This is a genomic window from Tenacibaculum sp. IB213877 (assembly GCF_034043975.1).
Lineage (GTDB): Bacteria > Bacteroidota > Bacteroidia > Flavobacteriales > Flavobacteriaceae > Polaribacter.
Genome location: NZ_JAXCHH010000028.1, coordinates 1 through 1,025 on the forward strand (window position 1 = coordinate 1; position 1,025 = coordinate 1,025).

The window sequence follows — 1,025 nt, forward strand, 5'->3', positions numbered from 1 at the left end:
TTATTTTTGAGTAATTCTCTTTGATACACTTCTGAGCAGTATTGCAATCCTCTATCTGAGTGATGAATAAGAGCTTTGGTTGTGGTTCTGTTTTTTACAGCCATTTTTAATGCTTTGACCACATTTTCACTATTCATATTGTCACTAAGTTGATACCCCATAATCTTTCTACTATAAGCATCTGTGACTAATGAAAGGTAGTGTGTTTTTTTCTCGAGATTTAATATAAGTAATATCACTAACAAAGTACTGTTCTGCTCTATGAATGGTTTTGTTTTCCATAAGGTTATTATGTTTTCTAAGCCAATGCTTAGAATGTGTTGTTTTTGTATAATTCTTCTTTGGTCTAACAAGTAAGGATTCACAGCGTAAATAATCAAATAGGGCATCTCTACCTATTTTTATGCCTTGTGATTGAAAGTCTTCCTTTAATAAATAATATAACTTTCTTGTACCTATTCTTGGCATTTTCATACGAAGATTAACAACAAGAGGTTTTATCTTTGATAGTTCTTGCTCTCTGGCTTCTCTTCGTTTTAGAGCTTGATAGAATCCTTGTCTTGATATCTCAAACAATCGACAACAACGTGATAAACTTATCTCTTGTTTTTGTCTGATGCCTTGGATTGTTGAGAGGAATACTTTTTTCTGATTGATGTTCCATATTGACTATCTGAGATATCAATCATTGTATTAAGAATCATATTCTTTAACTTTTCATCTTCTAGCTCACGCTCTAATCGTTTGATTCTTTGTGCTGGTGTTTCTTTAGATTTTGATTGCATAAATAAGGCTGGTTTACTCCAGTCTAAGTTACCATGTTTTCTCAACCAAACCAAAACGGTACTTCGCCCTTGGATGCCATAATGTTTTTGGGCTTGTTTGTAGGTAAACTCGCCCTTTTCTACTTGTGATACAACTGCTAATTTAAAGCCTAAGTTGTAATCGCGTTGAGTACGCTTCTTCTTTTTGGGTGTGTCTTTCATAAAATAAGTCTGTTTTGTGTCAACTTATTTCAGGACGGG

At 33.7% G+C, this 1,025-nt stretch carries 1 pseudogene; it reads right to left on the reverse strand.

Features of this window, described 5'->3' with window-relative positions:
* Positions 1–986 (reverse strand): annotated as a pseudogene (locus SLH33_RS12930) (IS3 family transposase); the annotation flags it as partial.
* Positions 987–1,025 lie beyond the last annotated feature (39 nt).